General features: G+C 74.2%; 8 protein-coding genes. 3 read left to right on the top strand and 5 right to left on the bottom strand.

Annotation, left to right across the window (positions count from 1 at the left end):
* Positions 1–19: 19 nt before the first annotated feature.
* Genes ACFYNX_RS24095 through ACFYNX_RS24085 form a run of 3 tightly spaced genes read right to left on the bottom strand, consistent with a single transcriptional unit; the run spans position 20 to position 9448 of the window.
* Positions 20–895: an SDR family oxidoreductase gene (locus tag ACFYNX_RS24095; protein WP_365540184.1), complete on the bottom strand. Its 876-nt coding sequence runs from the start codon at positions 893–895 to the stop codon at positions 20–22.
* 29 nt (positions 896–924) lie between these two features.
* Positions 925–2139, bottom strand: coding sequence for an NAD(P)/FAD-dependent oxidoreductase (locus ACFYNX_RS24090; protein ID WP_365540183.1), 1215 nt, complete (start codon positions 2137–2139; stop codon positions 925–927).
* A gap of 52 nt (positions 2140–2191) precedes the next feature.
* Positions 2192–9448, bottom strand: a complete 7257-nt coding sequence (locus ACFYNX_RS24085; protein WP_388664002.1) for an amino acid adenylation domain-containing protein — start codon at positions 9446–9448, stop codon at positions 2192–2194.
* A 184-nt stretch (positions 9449–9632) separates the two neighbouring features.
* Here ACFYNX_RS24085 and ACFYNX_RS24080 point away from each other — a divergent pair, with 184 nt between their 5' ends.
* The gene (locus ACFYNX_RS24080) at positions 9633–10436 is read left to right on the top strand and encodes an alpha/beta fold hydrolase (RefSeq protein ID WP_388664000.1); all 804 of its coding nucleotides are present in this window, start codon (positions 9633–9635) and stop codon (positions 10434–10436) included.
* Between the two features lie 96 nt (positions 10437–10532).
* Here ACFYNX_RS24080 and ACFYNX_RS24075 read toward each other — a convergent pair whose 3' ends face one another.
* A complete protein-coding gene (locus ACFYNX_RS24075) occupies positions 10533–11738 on the bottom strand; it encodes an MFS transporter (protein ID WP_388663998.1) in 1206 nt (401 codons plus the stop codon).
* 155 nt (positions 11739–11893) lie between these two features.
* Here ACFYNX_RS24075 and ACFYNX_RS24070 point away from each other — a divergent pair, with 155 nt between their 5' ends.
* Positions 11894–12799, top strand: coding sequence for a LysR family transcriptional regulator (locus ACFYNX_RS24070; RefSeq protein WP_388663996.1), 906 nt, complete (start codon positions 11894–11896; stop codon positions 12797–12799).
* A gap of 13 nt (positions 12800–12812) precedes the next feature.
* Here ACFYNX_RS24070 and ACFYNX_RS24065 read toward each other — a convergent pair whose 3' ends face one another.
* A complete protein-coding gene (locus ACFYNX_RS24065; RefSeq protein WP_388664528.1) occupies positions 12813–13373 on the bottom strand; it encodes a TetR/AcrR family transcriptional regulator in 561 nt (186 codons plus the stop codon).
* Between the two features lie 251 nt (positions 13374–13624).
* Between ACFYNX_RS24065 and ACFYNX_RS24060 the strand changes: the two genes are divergently transcribed.
* The gene (locus tag ACFYNX_RS24060; protein WP_388663994.1) at positions 13625–16204 is read left to right on the top strand and encodes a beta-glucosidase; all 2580 of its coding nucleotides are present in this window, start codon (positions 13625–13627) and stop codon (positions 16202–16204) included.
* Positions 16205–16279: the final 75 nt, after the last annotated feature.

The raw sequence follows: 16279 nt of genomic DNA, 5'->3' as shown, positions 1-16279 counted from the left end.
GGGCCTCCGGGGGAGCGGGCTACCGGGTGATCGGGCTCAGGTACCGGTCGAGCGCCGCGTCCGGGAGGGCCCGCGCCAGGACGCTGACGGTACGGGCGTCCCTGCCGACCCGGTAGCGCGACTTCGGCCGCCGGACCGTGAGCGCCCGCCCGACGGTCCGCGCGAAGTCCTCCGGCCGCGTCCCGCTCTCCCTGGCCTGCTGCTCGTTGCCGTGCAGGAAGCGGTGGAACGGCACGCGGTACAGCTCGGCGACGTGCTCGGGGACGCCGTCCATGGCGGCCCGGGCCGTCTCGGCGACCTTCCCCCAGATCGGGGTCATGATCGCCCCCGGCTGGACCACGCTCACGTCCACGCCGTGCGGCCGCAGCTCGCGACGCAGCACGTCGGTGAGGGCCTCCTTGGCGAACTGGGCCGAGGCGTACGCCCCCAGGTAGGGGATGGCCACGCTGCCGAGCCCGGAGGTCACGTTGACCACCCGGCCCCGGGAGCGGCGGAGCTGGGGCAGGAAGGCCTGGGTGACGGCGAGTTGGCCGACCACGTTGATGTCGAGCTGACGGCGGAGCTGTTCGGGCGCCACGCACTCGAGCGGTGCCGAGACGCAGATGCCCGCGTTGTTGACCAGTCCCCACAGCCCCCCGTCCCCGACGGCCGACGCGATCCGCTCGGCCGCCGCGGTGATGCTCTTCTCCTCGGTCACGTCGACGCGGACCGGGGTGATCCGGCCGTGCGCGGCCTCCTGGGCCAGCGACTCGCCGTCGGCCGCGGCGCGCACGCCCGCGAACACCCGGAAGCCGGAGCGCTCCAGTTCGAGCGCGCAGACCCGGCCGAGACCCGAGGACGCGCCGGTGACCAGCACGGACCTGCCGTGCGGCGTGAGGGAGGAAGTGCCTGCCATGCGTCGTCTCCTCAGTGATTCGGTGGTGGTCACGCCGCCGCGGACGGCCGGGGCGCGCGCGGGGCGCTCAGCGGGAAGGCGAGCGAGCCCTCCAGGGTGCGGATCAGCTTCCGCTCCGGCATGAACCGGAAGTACGCGTCCCGGACGGGCCGGCGCACCGGGTCCTCCGACTGCTCGAAGGTGCTGATGCCGCGCGAGGCGGCCACCATGCCGCGGGTCCGCTCCCGGCGCTCGTCCTCGTAGCGGCGCAGGGCGCGCGGGAGGTCGACGGCCCCCCTGAGGGCCCGGCCGAGCACGACGGCGTCCTCGATGGCCATGCCCGAGCCCTGGCCGAGGCTGGTGAGCATCGGATGGGCGGCGTCGCCGAGGAGGGTGACCGGGCCCCGGCCCCAGCGCTCCAGGAACGCCCGGTCCCGGGAGGGCACCGCGATCACCGACTCCTCCGGAGTGACCCTGACGGCCTCCCGCACCTCGTCGGCCCACCCGGCGTAGGTGGCGAGGATCTCCTCCTTGCCGCCCCGCCAGTTCGCGGAGCGCTCGGCGGGCATGTTCTTCGTCCCCCACCAGTAGAGCCGTCCGCCGCCCATGTCGACCATGCCGAAGCGCCTGCCGCTGCCCCAGTAGTGGGTGACCGAGCCGGGGGCGAACCGGGGGTGCGAGAAGGGGACCACGGCCAGCCAGCAGATGTACCCGCTGTCCCGGGACTCCTCCGGCCCGACGAGCTGCCGGCGGACCACGGAGTGGAAGCCGTCGGCGCCGATCAGCACGTCCCCCTCGACCTCGCGTCCGTCCTCGAAGCGCACCCGCACCCCGTCGCCCGGGTCCTCCCCGGTCTCGAAGCCGGTGGCGGCACTGCCGAGGACGAGGGGTATGCCCTCCGCCGCCTCCAGCAGGGCCGCCTGGAGGTCGGCGCGGGTGATCAGCACGCTGGGGACGCCGAGCCGGCCGATGATCTCCGGGAAGGGGAACTCGCGTATCAGCCGGCCCTTCGCGGTTCTGACGTGGTACGACTCCAGGGCCGTACCCCGCCGTTCCAGGTCGATGCCGACCCCGAGGGAGTCCAGGGCCCCGACGGCGTTGCTCATCACCGAGAGCCCCGAACCGGCGGTGCGCAGCTCGCCCGCCCGCTCGTACACCTCGACGTCCAGCCCCGCCTCGCGCAGGGCGACGGCGGCGGTGAGCCCGCCGATACCCGCTCCGAGGACGATGGCCTTCCGCGTCCTGCCGCCGCTTCGCTCCGTCACGCCGTCCGTGTCCTTCCCGCTCTGTTCGTTCCGTGTGGGGTGGGTGGTCATGTCACTCGCCGATCAGCTCGACGACGGTCCTGACCATGTGGCCCACGTGCGGCTCCTCCATGATCGTGAGGTGGTCGCCGGGGACGTCGACCACGTCGAGGACGCCGCTGGTGCGCTCGCTCCAGCCGTTCGCGGGGTCCGCGTGCATGCTCTCGATCGCCGTGTGCATCGAGTCGAGGACCTCCGGCAGCGGCTCCGAGGCGTGGATGAGGACCATGTCCTGGTCCACCACCTCCGGGCGGTAGGCGAAGGCCGCCTTCCAGTTGGCCTCGTACACGTGGAACAGGCGCCGCACGACCGCCCCCGTGCTGCCGGCGGGCAGTACGCCCTCGTCGACGGCGAGCTGGGCGATGAAGTCGAACTTCTCCTCCAGCGTGGACAGTTCGCCCGGTATCAGCTCCAGCGGGGAGTCCCCGCCGCGCCGCAGCCAGAGCAGCTCCCAGAAGAACCAGCCCAGCAGCGCCTCGTCACCGGTGTTCAGCCGCCGTCCGGGGTTGAGCGCGGTGGTGTCCAGCAGCACCAGACGGGCGATCTCCTCGCCCGCCGTGCGCAGTTGGCGGGCCATCTCGAAGGCGACGAAGCCGCCGAACGACCAGCCTCCGATCACGTACGGACCGCTGGGCTGCACCCGGCGGATCGCCTCGACGTAGTCGGCCGCGATCTCCTCCACGCTGCGCAGCGCCTCGGTGCCCGGATCGGCCCCGGCCGCCTGGAGGGCGTAGAAGGGCCGGTCGTCCGGCAGGTGCTTGGCGAAGCGGACGTAGCACAGGACGTTGCCGCCCATCGGGTGCACGAAGAACATCGGCCGCTTGTCGCCCTCGGGACGGATGGGGACCAGCGGGTCGAAGGCGGCGCCGGCCTCCCCGGAGCGCAGCCGGGCCGCGAGGGCGGCGGCGGTGGGGGCGGCGACGAAGTCCGAGAGCGGGACGTTCGTGCCGTACCGCTGCTCGATCTGGACCACCAGGCGCATCGCGGTGAGCGAGGTGCCGCCGAGGTCGAAGATGTTCTGGTGCGGTCCCACCGACGGGAGCTGGAGCAGGTCCGCCAGCATCACGGTCAGCGTCCGCTCGTACGAGTCGAGCGGCTCGGCCGTCTCCTCCCCGGTGCCGGAGGTCAGCGGCCTCCGGCGCAGCGCGGCGTCGTCCCGCTTGCCGCTCGGCGTGAGGGGCAGGGCGTCCAGCCACTCGACGTGCGAGGGCACCATGTAGTCGGGCAGGACGGTGCGGAGCTGCTTGCGGAGCAGGGCCAGGTCGGCGCCGTCCGGGTCGCCGGTCAGGAAGACGGCCAGGAACGAGTCGTCGCCCTCGCGGCGGCGGGCGACGGCGGCGGCCTCCCGGATGCCCGGGTGCGTCGCGGCGAAGCGGCTGACGGCCAGCTCCACCTCGGCCGGCTCCACCCGGTAGCCGCGCACCTTGACCTGGGCGTCCACCCGTCCCAGGCACACGATGTCGCCGCCGGGCAGCAGCATGCCCAGGTCGCCGCTGCGGTAGAGGCGCTCGCCCGTGACCGGGTGGGTCACGAACCGCTCCGCGGTCAGGTCGGGCCGGTCCGCGTACCCCTCGGCCAGGCAGTCGCCCGCCAGGTACAGCTCGCCCTTGACGCCGGGCGGTACCGGCCGCATCCCCGTGTCGAGGACGTGGACCGCGGACCGGTCGACGGGCCGCCCGACGGGCGGCAGGGCCGGGAACCCGGCCGGGTCCCCCTGCATGGTGTACGAGGTGACCACGTGCGACTCGGTGGGCCCGTACTGGTTCTCCAGGATCACCCCGGGCAGCGACGCGCACAGCCGCCGTATCTCGTCGGTGACGCGCAACTGCTCGCCCGACGAGAGCAGCGCCCGCAGGCGGCGCGGCGCGAGCCCGAGCGCGGCCGCGGCCTCGGCGAGCTGCTGGAGGGCGACGTAGGGCAGGTACAGGCGCTCGACGCCCTCGCGGTCGAGCAGGCGCAGGAGACCGGGCATGTCGCGGCGCTCGTCCTCGGAGAGGACGTACAGGGTGCCGCCTCCGCAGAGCGTCGAGAAGATCTCCTGGAAGGAGACGTCGAAGCTCAGGGGGGCGTACTGGGCGGTGGTGCCGCCCACGACGCCGCTGGGCCGCGAGTTCTGCCAGGCGACGAGGTTCGCCAGCGAGCGGTGCGGCATGGCGACGCCCTTGGGCGCTCCGGTGGAGCCGGAGGTGAAGAGGACGTACGCGACGTCCGCGGCCGTGATGCGGGGCGCCCCGGCGAGGGCCGCGCCGGTCCCGTCCGTCCCGTCCGCGCTTCCCGTCCCGTCGGCCGCCCCGTCGAAGAGGTCCTCGGCCGGAAGCACCGGGGCCAGCTCGCCGAGCGTGCCCGCGTGCTCGGCGTCCGCGACGATCCGGAACGGCCGGGCCTGCTCCACCATCGAGGTCAGGCGCTCGACCGGATAGCCGACGTCGAGGGGCACGACCGCGGCCCCGGCCCGCACGACGCCCAGGACGACCGCGACGGCCTCCGGGGAGCGGGGCAGGGCGACGCCCACCCGGTCGCCGGTGCGGGAGCCGAGGGCCAGCAGCCGGGCGGCCACCCGGTCGGCCGCGCGGCCGAGTTCGGCGTACGTCCACCGGCGGGAGCCGAAGGCGACGGCGACCGCGTCCGGGGTGAGCGCCGTTCGCTCGGCGACGGTCCGGGCCACGTCCCGGAAGGGGGTCCCGGCGTCGTCCGTGCCGGCGGACTCCGTTCGCGCCGGCACGAGGAAGCCCGGGTCCGGCGCCTCGTGGGGGTGCCGGACGATGCGGTCGAGCACGGCGGTGAAGGCGTCGGCGTACAACTCCGCCTGGGCGGGGGTGAAGGTCTGGCCGTGGAAGTCCATGCGCAGGCGCACGGTGTGCTCGACCGGGTCGGTCATGGCGTTGACGAGCACCTGGAAGTTGGTCTCCTCCCAGGTCCGGAAGGCCGGCATGCGCACGCCGGGCAGTTCGAGGACGGCGGCGAGCTGACGGAAGTGGATGTAGTTGAAGGCGGTTTCGAGGACGGTCGTGCCGTGGTCCTCCTGGACGGCGCTGAGCGGGTAGCGGCGGTGCTCGTGGCTGAGCCGCTCCTCCTCGAAGACCGCGCGGACCACGCCGGCCCAGTCGGCGGCGGCCCCGGTGTCGATCCGTACGGGCATGGTGTTGAGGAAGAGCCCCGCGGTGCGGTCGGCGCCCTCGACCTCGGGGCGGCCGTGGGTGACGAGCCCGGTGGTGACGTCGGCCGAGCCGGAGTACAGCCGCAGGGTGAGGCAGTGCGCCGCGAACAGCACCGACTTCGCGGGGAGACCCCGCTCGGCGGCGAACTCCCGCATGGTGCGGGTCAGTTCCTCCGGAAGGTCGACCAGCCGGGTGATCTGTCCGGTGCCCCGCGGTGCCTCGTGCGGCCGGAAGGCCTCCATCTGCGGCAGCGGGGCGCCCGCCAGCCGGTCCCGCCAGAAGCGCCGGGTGTCCGCAGACTCCAGGGCCCGGCGCTCGGCCAGGACGTGGTGGGCCCCGGAGGGGAGGGGACCGTCCGGCACGGGCCCGATCGGGTGGCCCAGGCGGTGCAGGTAGTCCTGGAGGAGTTCGCGCAGGAGGGTGGCGACGCTGCCGCCGTCGAGGATCGCGTGGTGGAAGCTGAGCACCAGCTCCACCGTCCCGTCCAGGACGTGCGCCCGGAAGAGGTACAGCGGAGCGCGCTCGAACTCGTAGGGGTGGAAGCGGCGTTCCTCGACGTGGGCGGCGACCTCGGCACGGGCCTCGGCCTCCGCGCGGCCGCGCAGGTCCAGGACCTCCAGACCGCCGTCGACGGTGTGGTCCACGATCTGCAGCGGCTCGGAGAAGGAGCCGAGGTCGAAGGAGGAGCGCAGCACCGGGTGCCGCTCGACGAGACGGCCGAAGGCCTCCCGGAAGAGCTCTTCGTCCCAGTCCAGGACCAGGCTGTACTGGAAGACGTCCCGGTAGACGGCCGAGTGCTCCTCCGCCCTGCTGTGGTAGAGCAGGCCCAGTTGGAGGCGGGTGACGGGGTGGGCGTCGGCGCGGCCTTCGAGCCGGGCCCGGTCCACCTGGGACACCAGGGCGAAGGGCGCGAGTTCCGCGGGGGCCCGCACCGGGGCGCCGGTGGTCGCCCGGGCGGCGAGCCGGGCCACGGTGGGGTGGTTCATGAGGTCGGTCGGCGAGAAGCGGATGCCGGCCTTCTCGGCCTGCGCGTGGATGCGCAGCACGGTGATGGAGTCGCCGCCGAGGGCGTAGTAGTCGTCGTGGACGCCGAGCCGGCCCGGCTCGATCTCCAGGACCCGGGCCCAGATGCCGGCGAGCGTCGCCTCGGTGGCGTTCCGGGGCGGCTCCGCGCCGCCCCCGGCGCCGGGGGCGGTGGTCGGGGCGGGCAGGGCGCGCCGGTCGGCCTTGCCGTTCGGCGTCAGGGGGACCCGGTCGATCCGGACGAAGTACGACGGGACCATGAACTCGGGCAGCCGCGAGGCGAGTTCGACGCGCAGCTCCGCCGGATCGCGGGCCTCGTCGGCGACGTAGTAGCCCACCAGGACGGTGCCCCGGGTCGCCGTGTCGCGGTCGACGACGACGGCGTCGCGGACACCGGCCAAGGAGGCGAGCCGGTTCTGGACCTCGCCGAGCTCCACGCGGTTGCCGCGGATCTTGACCTGGCCGTCGATCCGGCCGAGGTACTCGATGCCGCCGTCGGCCAGCCGCCGGGCGAGGTCTCCGGTCCGGTAGATCCGGCCCTCCGGCGTGAAGGGATCGTCCCCGGGGACGTACCGGGCGGGGAAGGGGTCCTCGACGAACTTCTCCGCCGTCAGCTCCGGCCGGTCCAGGTAGCCCCGGGCCACGCCGACGCCGCCGATGCACAGTTCGCCGGGGACGCCGGGCGGCTGGAGGCCGCCGTGCGCGTCCACCACGTACAGCACGGTGTTGTCGATGGGCAGGCCGATGGGCACCCGGCGGACGGGCACGCCCGGCTCCGCGGGGCAGTCGTGGTACGACACGTCGACGGTGGCCTCGGTGGGCCCGTACAGGTTGACCAGGCGCGGGGCGCCGGGACCGGCGCCGAGGACCCGGTTGAACTGCTCGACGCGCGCCGCCGGCAGGGCCTCCCCGCTGCAGAAGACCGTGCGCAGCGAGCCGGCGCGGGCGCGGAGCTCCGGCGAGACCTCCAGCAGGTCGAGGAAGGGCCCGAGCATGGACGGCACGAAGTGCAGCACGGTCGCCCCGCGCTCCTCGACCGCGGCGAGGATCGCGCGCGGGTCCTTCTGCCCGCCCACCGGGAGCAGGGCGAGGCCCGCGCCCTCGACGGCCCACCAGAACAGCTCCCAGACGGACACGTCGAACGAGACGGGCGTCTTCTGGAGCAGCACGTCGTCCGCGCCGACCGGGTAGGCCCGCTGCATCCAGGCCAGCCGGTTCACCACGGAGTGGTGCTCGACCATCACGCCCTTGGGGCGGCCGGTGGAACCGGAGGTGTAGATGACGTACGCGAGGTCGCGCGGTCCGGCGTGCGGTTCGAGCGGGCCGTCGGGGCCGGTGAGCAGCTCGGCCACGGTCAGCGGCAGCACGTCCGCGGCGGCCCCGTCCGGGGCGGCGCCGGGATCGACGAGCACGGCGGCGGCGCGGCTGTCGTCGAGGAGCAGGGCGATCCGCTCGGCCGGGTAGCCCGGGTCGACGGGCACGTACGCGCCGCCCGCCTTCAGCACGCCGAGCAGGGCCACGAGCAGCAGGGGCGAGCGCTCCATGAGGACCGCGACGCGATCGCCGGTGGCGACGCCGCGCTCGCGCAGCCCGCGCGCCACCTGGTTGGAGCGGGCGTCGAGTGCGGCGAAGGTCAGGGTCTCCCCGTCGGCACCGGTGACGGCCGTGCGGTCCGGAGTGCGGGCGGCCTGCGCGGCGACCAGCGCGTGCAGGGTGGTGTCGTCGGCGTACGGCACCCGGGGGCCCCGGGAGCCGCGCACGAGTTCGGCGTACCCGTCCGTGTCGAGCAGGGGCAGGGCGACGGCCGGCAGATCGGGTCGCCCGACGCCCGCCCTGATCAGGGTCAGCAGGTGGTCCGCGACGGCGGTGATCGGCAGGTCCTCGTCGAAGACGTCGAGCGCGTAGTCCAGGTCGACGCGCAGGTCGGCGTCGTCGTCGAAGGCGTGGATCATCACCGACAGCGCGTCCCCGGCGTGGACGGGCGCCTTGACGACGATCTCGGCCTCGACGCCGGGCAGCGCCGCCGGGCGGGGGAAGCGCAGGTAGGAGAGGGTGACGTCGAAGAGGCGGCGGGGTCCCGCGCCGTCGGCGGGGAGTTCGCGCACCACGTCGCCGAGGGCCAGCCGCTCGTGGCCGCGCAGGGTGTCGGTGCCGGTGCGGATCCGGGCGGCCAGCTCGGGCAGCGTGGCCTTCCCGTCGACGGCGACGCGGACCGGGAGGCTGTTGGCGGCCTGGCCGACGACGGCCTTCTCGGCCTCGGAGCCGCGGTTGAGGAACGGCACGCCGAGCACGGCCTCCTCGGCGTTGTGCACGCGCGCGAGGTAGGTGGCGAAGGCGGCGGCGACGAAGGCGAAGGGCGAGTGGCCCCCGTTCCGCATCCCGCGGACCAGCTCGGCCTCCACGGTGACGGTGTGGCGGCCGCGGAGCACGGAGGCGTCGGCGGCGACGGCACGGGGGAAGAGCGCCGGCGCGACGCCGGCGAGGGCCTCGCGGTGGTGGGCGCGGTCCTGCCCGTGGGCCGCGGAGGAGCGGTACGCGGCCTCCGCGTCCAGCAGCGTCGTCACGGAGGGGGCGGACGCGGCCGGTGCGGCGGGCGTCGTGCCGGTGCGGCGGAGGTACTCGTCGTGGACCTGCCGCAGGACCAGGGTCAGCGCCCAGGCGTCCGCGATCACGTGGTGCACGGTGAGGTGCAGATGGACCACGCGCTCGCTCTCGCGCAGCACGGCAGCCGTGAACAACCGCGAACGGCGCAAAGTGAAGGGCTGGTTGAAGGAGTTGCGCTGCCACGCGGCGCACGCCGCCGCGGGAGCGGGCGCGTCGGAGAGGTCGACGTACTCCACCGGGGGCGCGGCGTCCTCGGACGCGAACCACTGGCGAGGGACGCCGTCGGTGTCGTCGAAGCGCAGGGAGAACGCGTCGTTGGCCCCCAGGACGTGCCGGAGGGACTCCCGGAGCACGTCGGTGTCCAGCTCCCCGTCCAGGCGCTCGTGCACGAGGACGTTGAACTGGGGGTCGGCGGTGGCGACGGATTCGGCAGCCCAGATGTCGCGCTGGTAGGCGGACAGCGGGAACTGACGTGAAGTGAGCATCGGCCTTCCTTAGATAATTCAGGCTCAGGGAATTGTCGTTGCCCGATGCTCGTGAGCCTACGTTTCGCTCGATCCCGTCCACCACTACCTGAGTGAGTAGCCGCCGGCCGCTCGATCGAGTAGTCGTCCGCGGGAACTTCAAGAAGTCGTCGGAGAATTCTGAGGAGTGGTCGGATGCTTCGTTATGCTCGCCGTCATGACCTCTTCCCTCCCTTCCTCGTTTTCCTGCTCCGTGTGGGGCAGTGGCCCCGGCCTGCTGCTCGCGCACGGTGCGGGCAGCGACGTACAGGACAGTTTCGGACCCGTCATCGAATCCCTGTCGGAATCCAGGACGGTGGTCGGGCCCGATTTCCCGGGTTCGGGTTCCACTCCTTCCGCGAATGGTCCACTGAATCTGGACATGCTGGCCGATGGAATTGTGGAAAGCGCGGTCCAGGCCGGTGCGGACTCCTTTGCAATTTCCGGTTTCTCGATGGGCACGGCCGTGGCCGTACGGGCCGCCGTCCGGCATCCGGAGCGGGTGACCGCACTGGTGCTTTCCGCCGGCTTCGCCTTTCCCACCCCGCGGTTGCGCCTCGCGGTCGAGACGTGGCGCTCGCTGGCCCGCCGGGACCCGGCCGGCCGCGAACTGGCCGCCTACCTGTCACTGATGGTCGGCGGCCCCGACTGGCTGGACGGGCGCTCCGGCGCGGAGGTCGAGGAGCAGCTCCGGCTGTTCGCCGCGGGCATGCCACCCGGCGCGGACGCCCAGCTCGCCCTGTTCGACCACATCGACGTACGGCCCGACCTGGCCCGGATCCGGGTGCCCGTCCTCGTCGTCTCCGCCGCGCGCGACCTGCTCATCACACCCGTTCACTCCCGTGAACTCCTCGACGCGATCCCCGGGGCGAAGTCGGTGGTCCTGGAGGCCGGGCACGCCCTGGCCGCCGAGCGGCCGGCCGAATGGGCCGAGGTGGTGCGGGACTTCCTCGACGGCGTCGGCCGCTGATCCGCGGCGCCGGCCGTCGGTGCGTCCGGTGGCGACGCTCCGGGAGGGGGGGAGTGACTCCCGGAGCGCCGCCCGCATGGGACCGGGTCCTCCGGTTCAGAGGCGGCCGTCGGCCGGTGCGCGGCCCAGGGCCGTGACCGCCAGGGAGCCGGCGGCGAGCGCCGCACCCAGGTACATCACGGCCTCGATGCCGAGACCGTCCGCGGCGAGGCCTCCGACGAACGCCCCCAGCGCGATCGAGCCGTTGAACACGCCGACGAACAGCGCGGACGCCGCCTCGCGTGCTTCGGGGGCCGCCGCGAGCAGCCAGGTCTGGGTGGCGACCGACACCCCGCCGTACGACAGGCCCCAGACGCCGAGCAGCACCGCCGCCGTGATCACCGAGCCTCCGAGCAGCGGCATCAGGCAGACCGTCCCGGCCAGGACCAGGCCGATCACCAGGAGCGTGCCGCGCGGGGAGCGCGGGGCGCCCGCGCCCGCGGCGAAGTTGCCGAGCACGCCCGCGACGCCGTACACGAGCAGCAGCGTGCCGATCGCGGAGGCGCTCGCCCCCGAGATCTCCTCCAGGGCGGGGCGCACGTACGTGTAGGCGGCGAAGTGCCCGGTGACCAGGAGCGCCACCACGCCGAGCCCGGTCGCGACCCGCGGTTCGCCCACGAGCCGCATCACGCCGCCGAGCCGGATCTCCTGCTCGGCGGGCAGCTTCGGCAGCAGCACCGCCAGGGCCACGAGCACCACGAGCGCGAGACCGGCGACGGCCACGAACGCCGTCCGCCAGTCGGACAGCTCCCCGATGTACGTGCCGGCCGGGACGCCGAGCACGGAGGCCACCGCGATCCCGCTGAAGACCAGCGAGGTGGCCGAGCCCACGGACTTCCCCGGGACCAGCCGTACCGCGAGACCGGCCGCGATGGCCCACACGCCGCCCATGCCGACGCCGACCAGGACGCGGGCCACCACCATCACCGCGAAGTGCGGGGACCAGGCGGCGAGGAGATTGCCGGCGATCAGCACCGCCATCAGACCGCACAGCACCAAGCGACGGTCGAAGCGGCCGAGCGCCGGGGTGAGCAGCGGCGCGGACACCGCGCCCACCAGACCGGTGATGGTCAGCGTCAGACCGGCCGTGCCCTCCGTCACCCGCAGGGCCTCGCCGATGGGCGTGAGCAGGCCCACCGGCAGCATCTCGGAGGTGACCACCGTGAACGTGGCGCCGGCGACAGCCGCCACGGCGGGCCAGCCACCACCCCGGGGAGGCGGGGCCTCCGGGGGCGCGCCTGCGATTTTCTCTGTCTGTGCCATGCCTTCAGCAAACCCGCCGCCACCTGCGGGAACAACGGTCAATCCCTCATGCTTCGATGAGCCTGACTACTTGATCGACTCGTCCGGGCCGCCTGGCGGGAACGGAGGGTCACCGGGTAGACAGCTCTGGGGCACTCGGCACGGAAAGGGAGACCATGGGCAGTCTGGAGATCCGCGAACTGGAGGCCTTCCTCGTGCTGGCCGAGGAGCTGCACTTCGGCCGGGCGGGCGAGCGGCTGTACGTGTCCCAGAGCCGGGTCAGCCAGCTCCTCCGGTCGCTGGAGGGCCGGATCGGGGCCCCGCTGGTGGAGCGGACGAGCCGCCGGGTGGGCCTGACGCCGCTCGGCGAGTCCTTCCTGGCGTCGCTGCGCCCGGCGTACGAGGCGCTGCAGGCGACCGTGGACGAGGCCCGGACCGCCGCCCGGAGCTTCGACGGCGTGCTGCGGATCGGCTTCCAGGGGACGGTGGACGACTACCTGGCCCGCGCCATCGCCCTGTTCGAGGACCGGTGCCCGAAGTGCGCGATCGAGGTGGCGGAGATAGCGCTGTCCGACCCGTTCGGCCCGGTGCGCCGCAAGGAGGTGGACTGCGCGGTGGTGCTGCTGCCGGTGGAGGAGGAGGACCTGGTGCTCGGGCCGGTGTTCTCCCGGCAGCCGCAGACCCTGGCGGTCTCCACCCGGCACCCCCTGGCACGGCGCGCCTCGGTCTCGGCGGAGGACCTGGCGGGCTGCCGGCTGATCGGCATCCAGGACTCCGCGCCCGAGTACTGGCGCCGGGCGCAGGCCCCCCGCGAGACGCCGGGCGGCCTGCCGATCCCCGTGGGGCCCCTGGTCAACACCCTCCAGGAGGGCCTTTCGCTCACGGCGGCGGACCGGGGGGCGATGCTCCTCTGCCGTTCGACGGCCGACTACCACGGCAGCCGCAGCTCCATCGCGTTCGTCCCGGTCGAGGGCCTTCCCGACTCCCTCCTCGGCGTGGTCTTCCGCCGCGTGAACCCCGCGCCCCAGGCCCGCATCTTCGCGCAGGCGGTCGACGAGACCCTGGCACGGGGCGCGGAGTGACGGCCCCCGGCGTTCACTCCCCGGCGGGGAAGCGGTCCGGTGCGAGCGCGGTGAGGAGGGAGTCCAGGGCGAGTTCCGTCGACACGGCCATGTCGACCGCGTCGGGCGCGAGGAGCCACTGGACCTGGAGGCCGTCCATGACGGCGATGATCGCGCTCGCGGCCGGCTCGACGCGGGCGTCGTCGTCGGCGAGGCCGCCCGCCTCGCGCAGCGCGTCGGCCACGAAGGCGCGCAGCCCGGTGTAGCGGTCGCGGAAGTAGGTCTGCGCCGGGTGGTCGACGGTGACGGACTCGGCCGAGAGCACCGCGTACAGGCGCACGATGCCCTCGCGCTCGGCGTTGCGGCGGGCGGTGTCGACGAGGTGGCGCAGGAACTCCGTCCCGCGCGGCCGGTCGGGCCCGAGCTGCTCGATGTCGGACTGGTCGCGGAGTTCCAGGACGCTGGTGAGCAGTTGGGCCTTGGTCCGGAAGTAGTGCAGGACCCCGGCCTGGGTGAGTCCGGCGCGGTCGGCGATCTCCTGGATCGGCGCGTTGTGGTAACCGCGGGCGGCGAAGGTGTCCATGGCGATGTGCAGGATGTCCTGCCGTCGCCGCTTGGCCTCGGCGCTGCGGGGCGTACGGGGCGGGCGCTTCGTCTTACCTACCGGGTTGTCGCTCACGCGCGCCAGCATAGGTGCCCCCGGAAGCCGGGAGACCGGCTCGGGAGACGCTCCGGGAGGCGCTTCGGGGAGTGTGAGCCAGACCACTTACTAAGTACTTAGCGAGTGTGCTTTCATGTGGCCGTCACCACGACGACACGCCGTCGTCACGGCCCGAGGGGATCCCCATGTCTGCCCTGTCGCCCGCGCGTCCCGCCCCTCCGGCCCGGTCGGAGGCGGCGGACGAGAGCCGCTGGGGCGCGCTGATCGAGGCCCTGGACCTGACGGCCAAGGTGCGGCTGCTGACCGGGGCGTCCCTGTGGACGCTGCACGGGGAGCCGAGGCTCGGACTCCATCCCGTCGTCACCTCCGACGGACCACAGGGCGTGCGGGGGACCGGCGAGGTGCCCGGCGAGACCGGCCTCCTCGCCCCGGCCCCGAGCGCCACCGGCGCCACCTGGGACACGGAGCTGGCCGAGCGCCTCGGACGCGTCTTCGCCGCCGAGGCCCGCCGGAAGAAGGTGGACGTCGTCCTGGCCCCGCTGGTCAACCTCCAGCGCACCCCGGTCGCCGGCCGCCACTTCGAGTGCCTCTCGGAGGACCCCCTGCTCTCCGGCGCGCTCGGCGCCGCGCTCGTGCGGGGCCTCCAGGACGAGGGCGTCGCCGCCTGCCTGAAGCACTTCGTCGCGAACGACTCCGAGACGGACCGGACGCGGTACCGCGCCAGGATCGACCCCCGTACGCTCCGCGAGGTCTACCTCGCCCCGTTCGAGCGCATCCTCGCCGAGGCCGGGCCGTGGAGCGTGATGGGCGCGTACTCGGGCCTCGACGACGGCACCGAGTCGGCCCCGCTCCTCGAACACCGGCGCGTCCTGCGGGGCGTCCTGAAGGACGAGTGGGGCTACGACGGAGCGGTGATCAGCGACTGGGCCGCCACCCGGACGACCGCGGCCACCGCCGTCGCCGGCCTCGACCTGGTGATGCCCGGCCCCGACGGGCCGTGGGGCGACGCCCTCGTCGGGGCGGTCCGCCGCGGCGAGGTGGACGAGGCGGCCGTCGACGACAAGGTCCTGCGGCTGATGCGGCTCGCCGCCCGCGTCGGCAAGCTCACCGAGCCCTGGACGCCCGGCGGGCAGCCCCCGCCGGCCGCGCCCGCGCCCGCACCGGTCGGCGAGGCGGACTTCGCCGCGCTGCGCGAGGTCCTCACCCGGGGCACCGTCCTGCTGCGCGACGAGCGGGCCCTCCTCCCCCTGGACCCGGACCGGCTGGGCAGCGTGGCGCTGATCGGGCCGAACGCCGTCGAGCCGTACCTCCAGGGCGGCGGCAGCGCCCACGTCCCCGCCGTCCGCACGGTGGGATACGCCGAGGGGCTGCGGGCCGCCCTGCCGGACGGGGTTCGCCTCACCGTGCACCGCGGCGGCTCGTCCCGGCGGCACGCCCCCTTCGTCGACCCCGCGCGCCTCACCGGGATGCGCGCCGCATACCTCTTCGAGGACGGCACGCCGGTGGGCGAGGAGGTCCGCCGCACCGGCGACTGGGGGGTCTTCGACGTGCCGGACGGCGTCACCGACGTGGTCCTGACCGGCCGGATCACCCTCGCCGAACCGGGCGAGCACCTCCTGGAGTTCGGCTGCGCCGGACGCTTCACGGTCGCCCTCGACGGCAAGCCGGTCCACACCGGCGAGGACGACCGGGGCGTCGAACTGATCCTGGAGTCCGGCCACCACCACCCCGGGACCCACCGCCGCACCGTGCGGGTGGACGCCGCACCGGTCCGCCTGGACCTGAGGATCGACCTCCGGGTCGTCGACGCCGACTCCTACGGCCGCTTCGTCACCGCCCACGTGCGCCACCTGCCGCCCGGCCCCGGCGTCGAGGACGAGATCGCCGAGGCCGTCGGGGCGGCCCGCGCGGCCGACGTCGCCGTGGTGGTCGTCGGGACGAACGAGGAGGTCGAGTCCGAGGGCTGGGACCGCCCCGACCTGGAACTGACCCCGCAGCAGCACCGCCTCGTACGCGCGGTGGCCGCTGCCAACCCCCGTACCGTCGTGGTGGTCAACGCCGGCGCCCCGGTCCTGCTGCCCTGGGCCGGCGAGGTCCCCGCCCTGCTCTGGGCGTGGCTGCCCGGACAGGAGGCCGGACACGCCCTCGCCGACGTCCTGTTCGGCCGCGCCGAACCCTCCGGCCGCCTGCCCTGGACCCTGCCCGCCCGCGCCGAGGACGTCCCGGTCCCCGACGCCGTCCCCGTCGACGGCGTCCTCGACTACCACGAGGGGCTCCACGTCGGCCACCGCGGCTACGACCGCGCCGGCACCGAACCCGCCTTCCCCTTCGGCCACGGACTCGGCTGGACCACCTGGTCCTACGACCGCGCCGAGGCCCTCGCACCGTCCGCCCCCGCCACCGACGCCGCGGGCGGGGACGGGCCTCGGATCGCGGTGACCCTCACCAACACCGGCCCCCGGACCGGACGGGAGGTCGTCCAGGCGTACCTGGAGGCCCCCGACGGCGCCCCCGGCGACCCCGTCCGCGTCCTGGCCGGTTTCGCCGTCGCCGAGGTCCCCGCGGGCGGCACCGCGACGGTCGCCCTGACCCTGCCCCGGCGGGTCTTCCAGTCCTGGGACGAGGAGCGCCGGAGCTGGCGCCCGGCCGCCGGACGCCGCCGCCTGCGCGTCGGCCGCTCCAGCCGCGACCTGCGCCTGACGCTCGACCTGGACCTGGACCTGGACCTGCACCTCGACCTCGACCTCGACCTCGACCTCGACTGACGCCCGTACCCCACGCGCCACGTTCCGCACGGACGCACCACCCCCTCGTGTCAGGTCACCCCCACCGAAGGAGAG

Origin of the sequence: Streptomyces sp. NPDC007872 (assembly GCF_042868165.1) — a bacterium.
Lineage (GTDB): Bacteria > Actinomycetota > Actinomycetes > Streptomycetales > Streptomycetaceae > Streptomyces.
The sequence above is the reverse complement of the archived record's forward strand: the minus strand, read 5'-3'. Positions and strand labels throughout refer to the sequence as shown.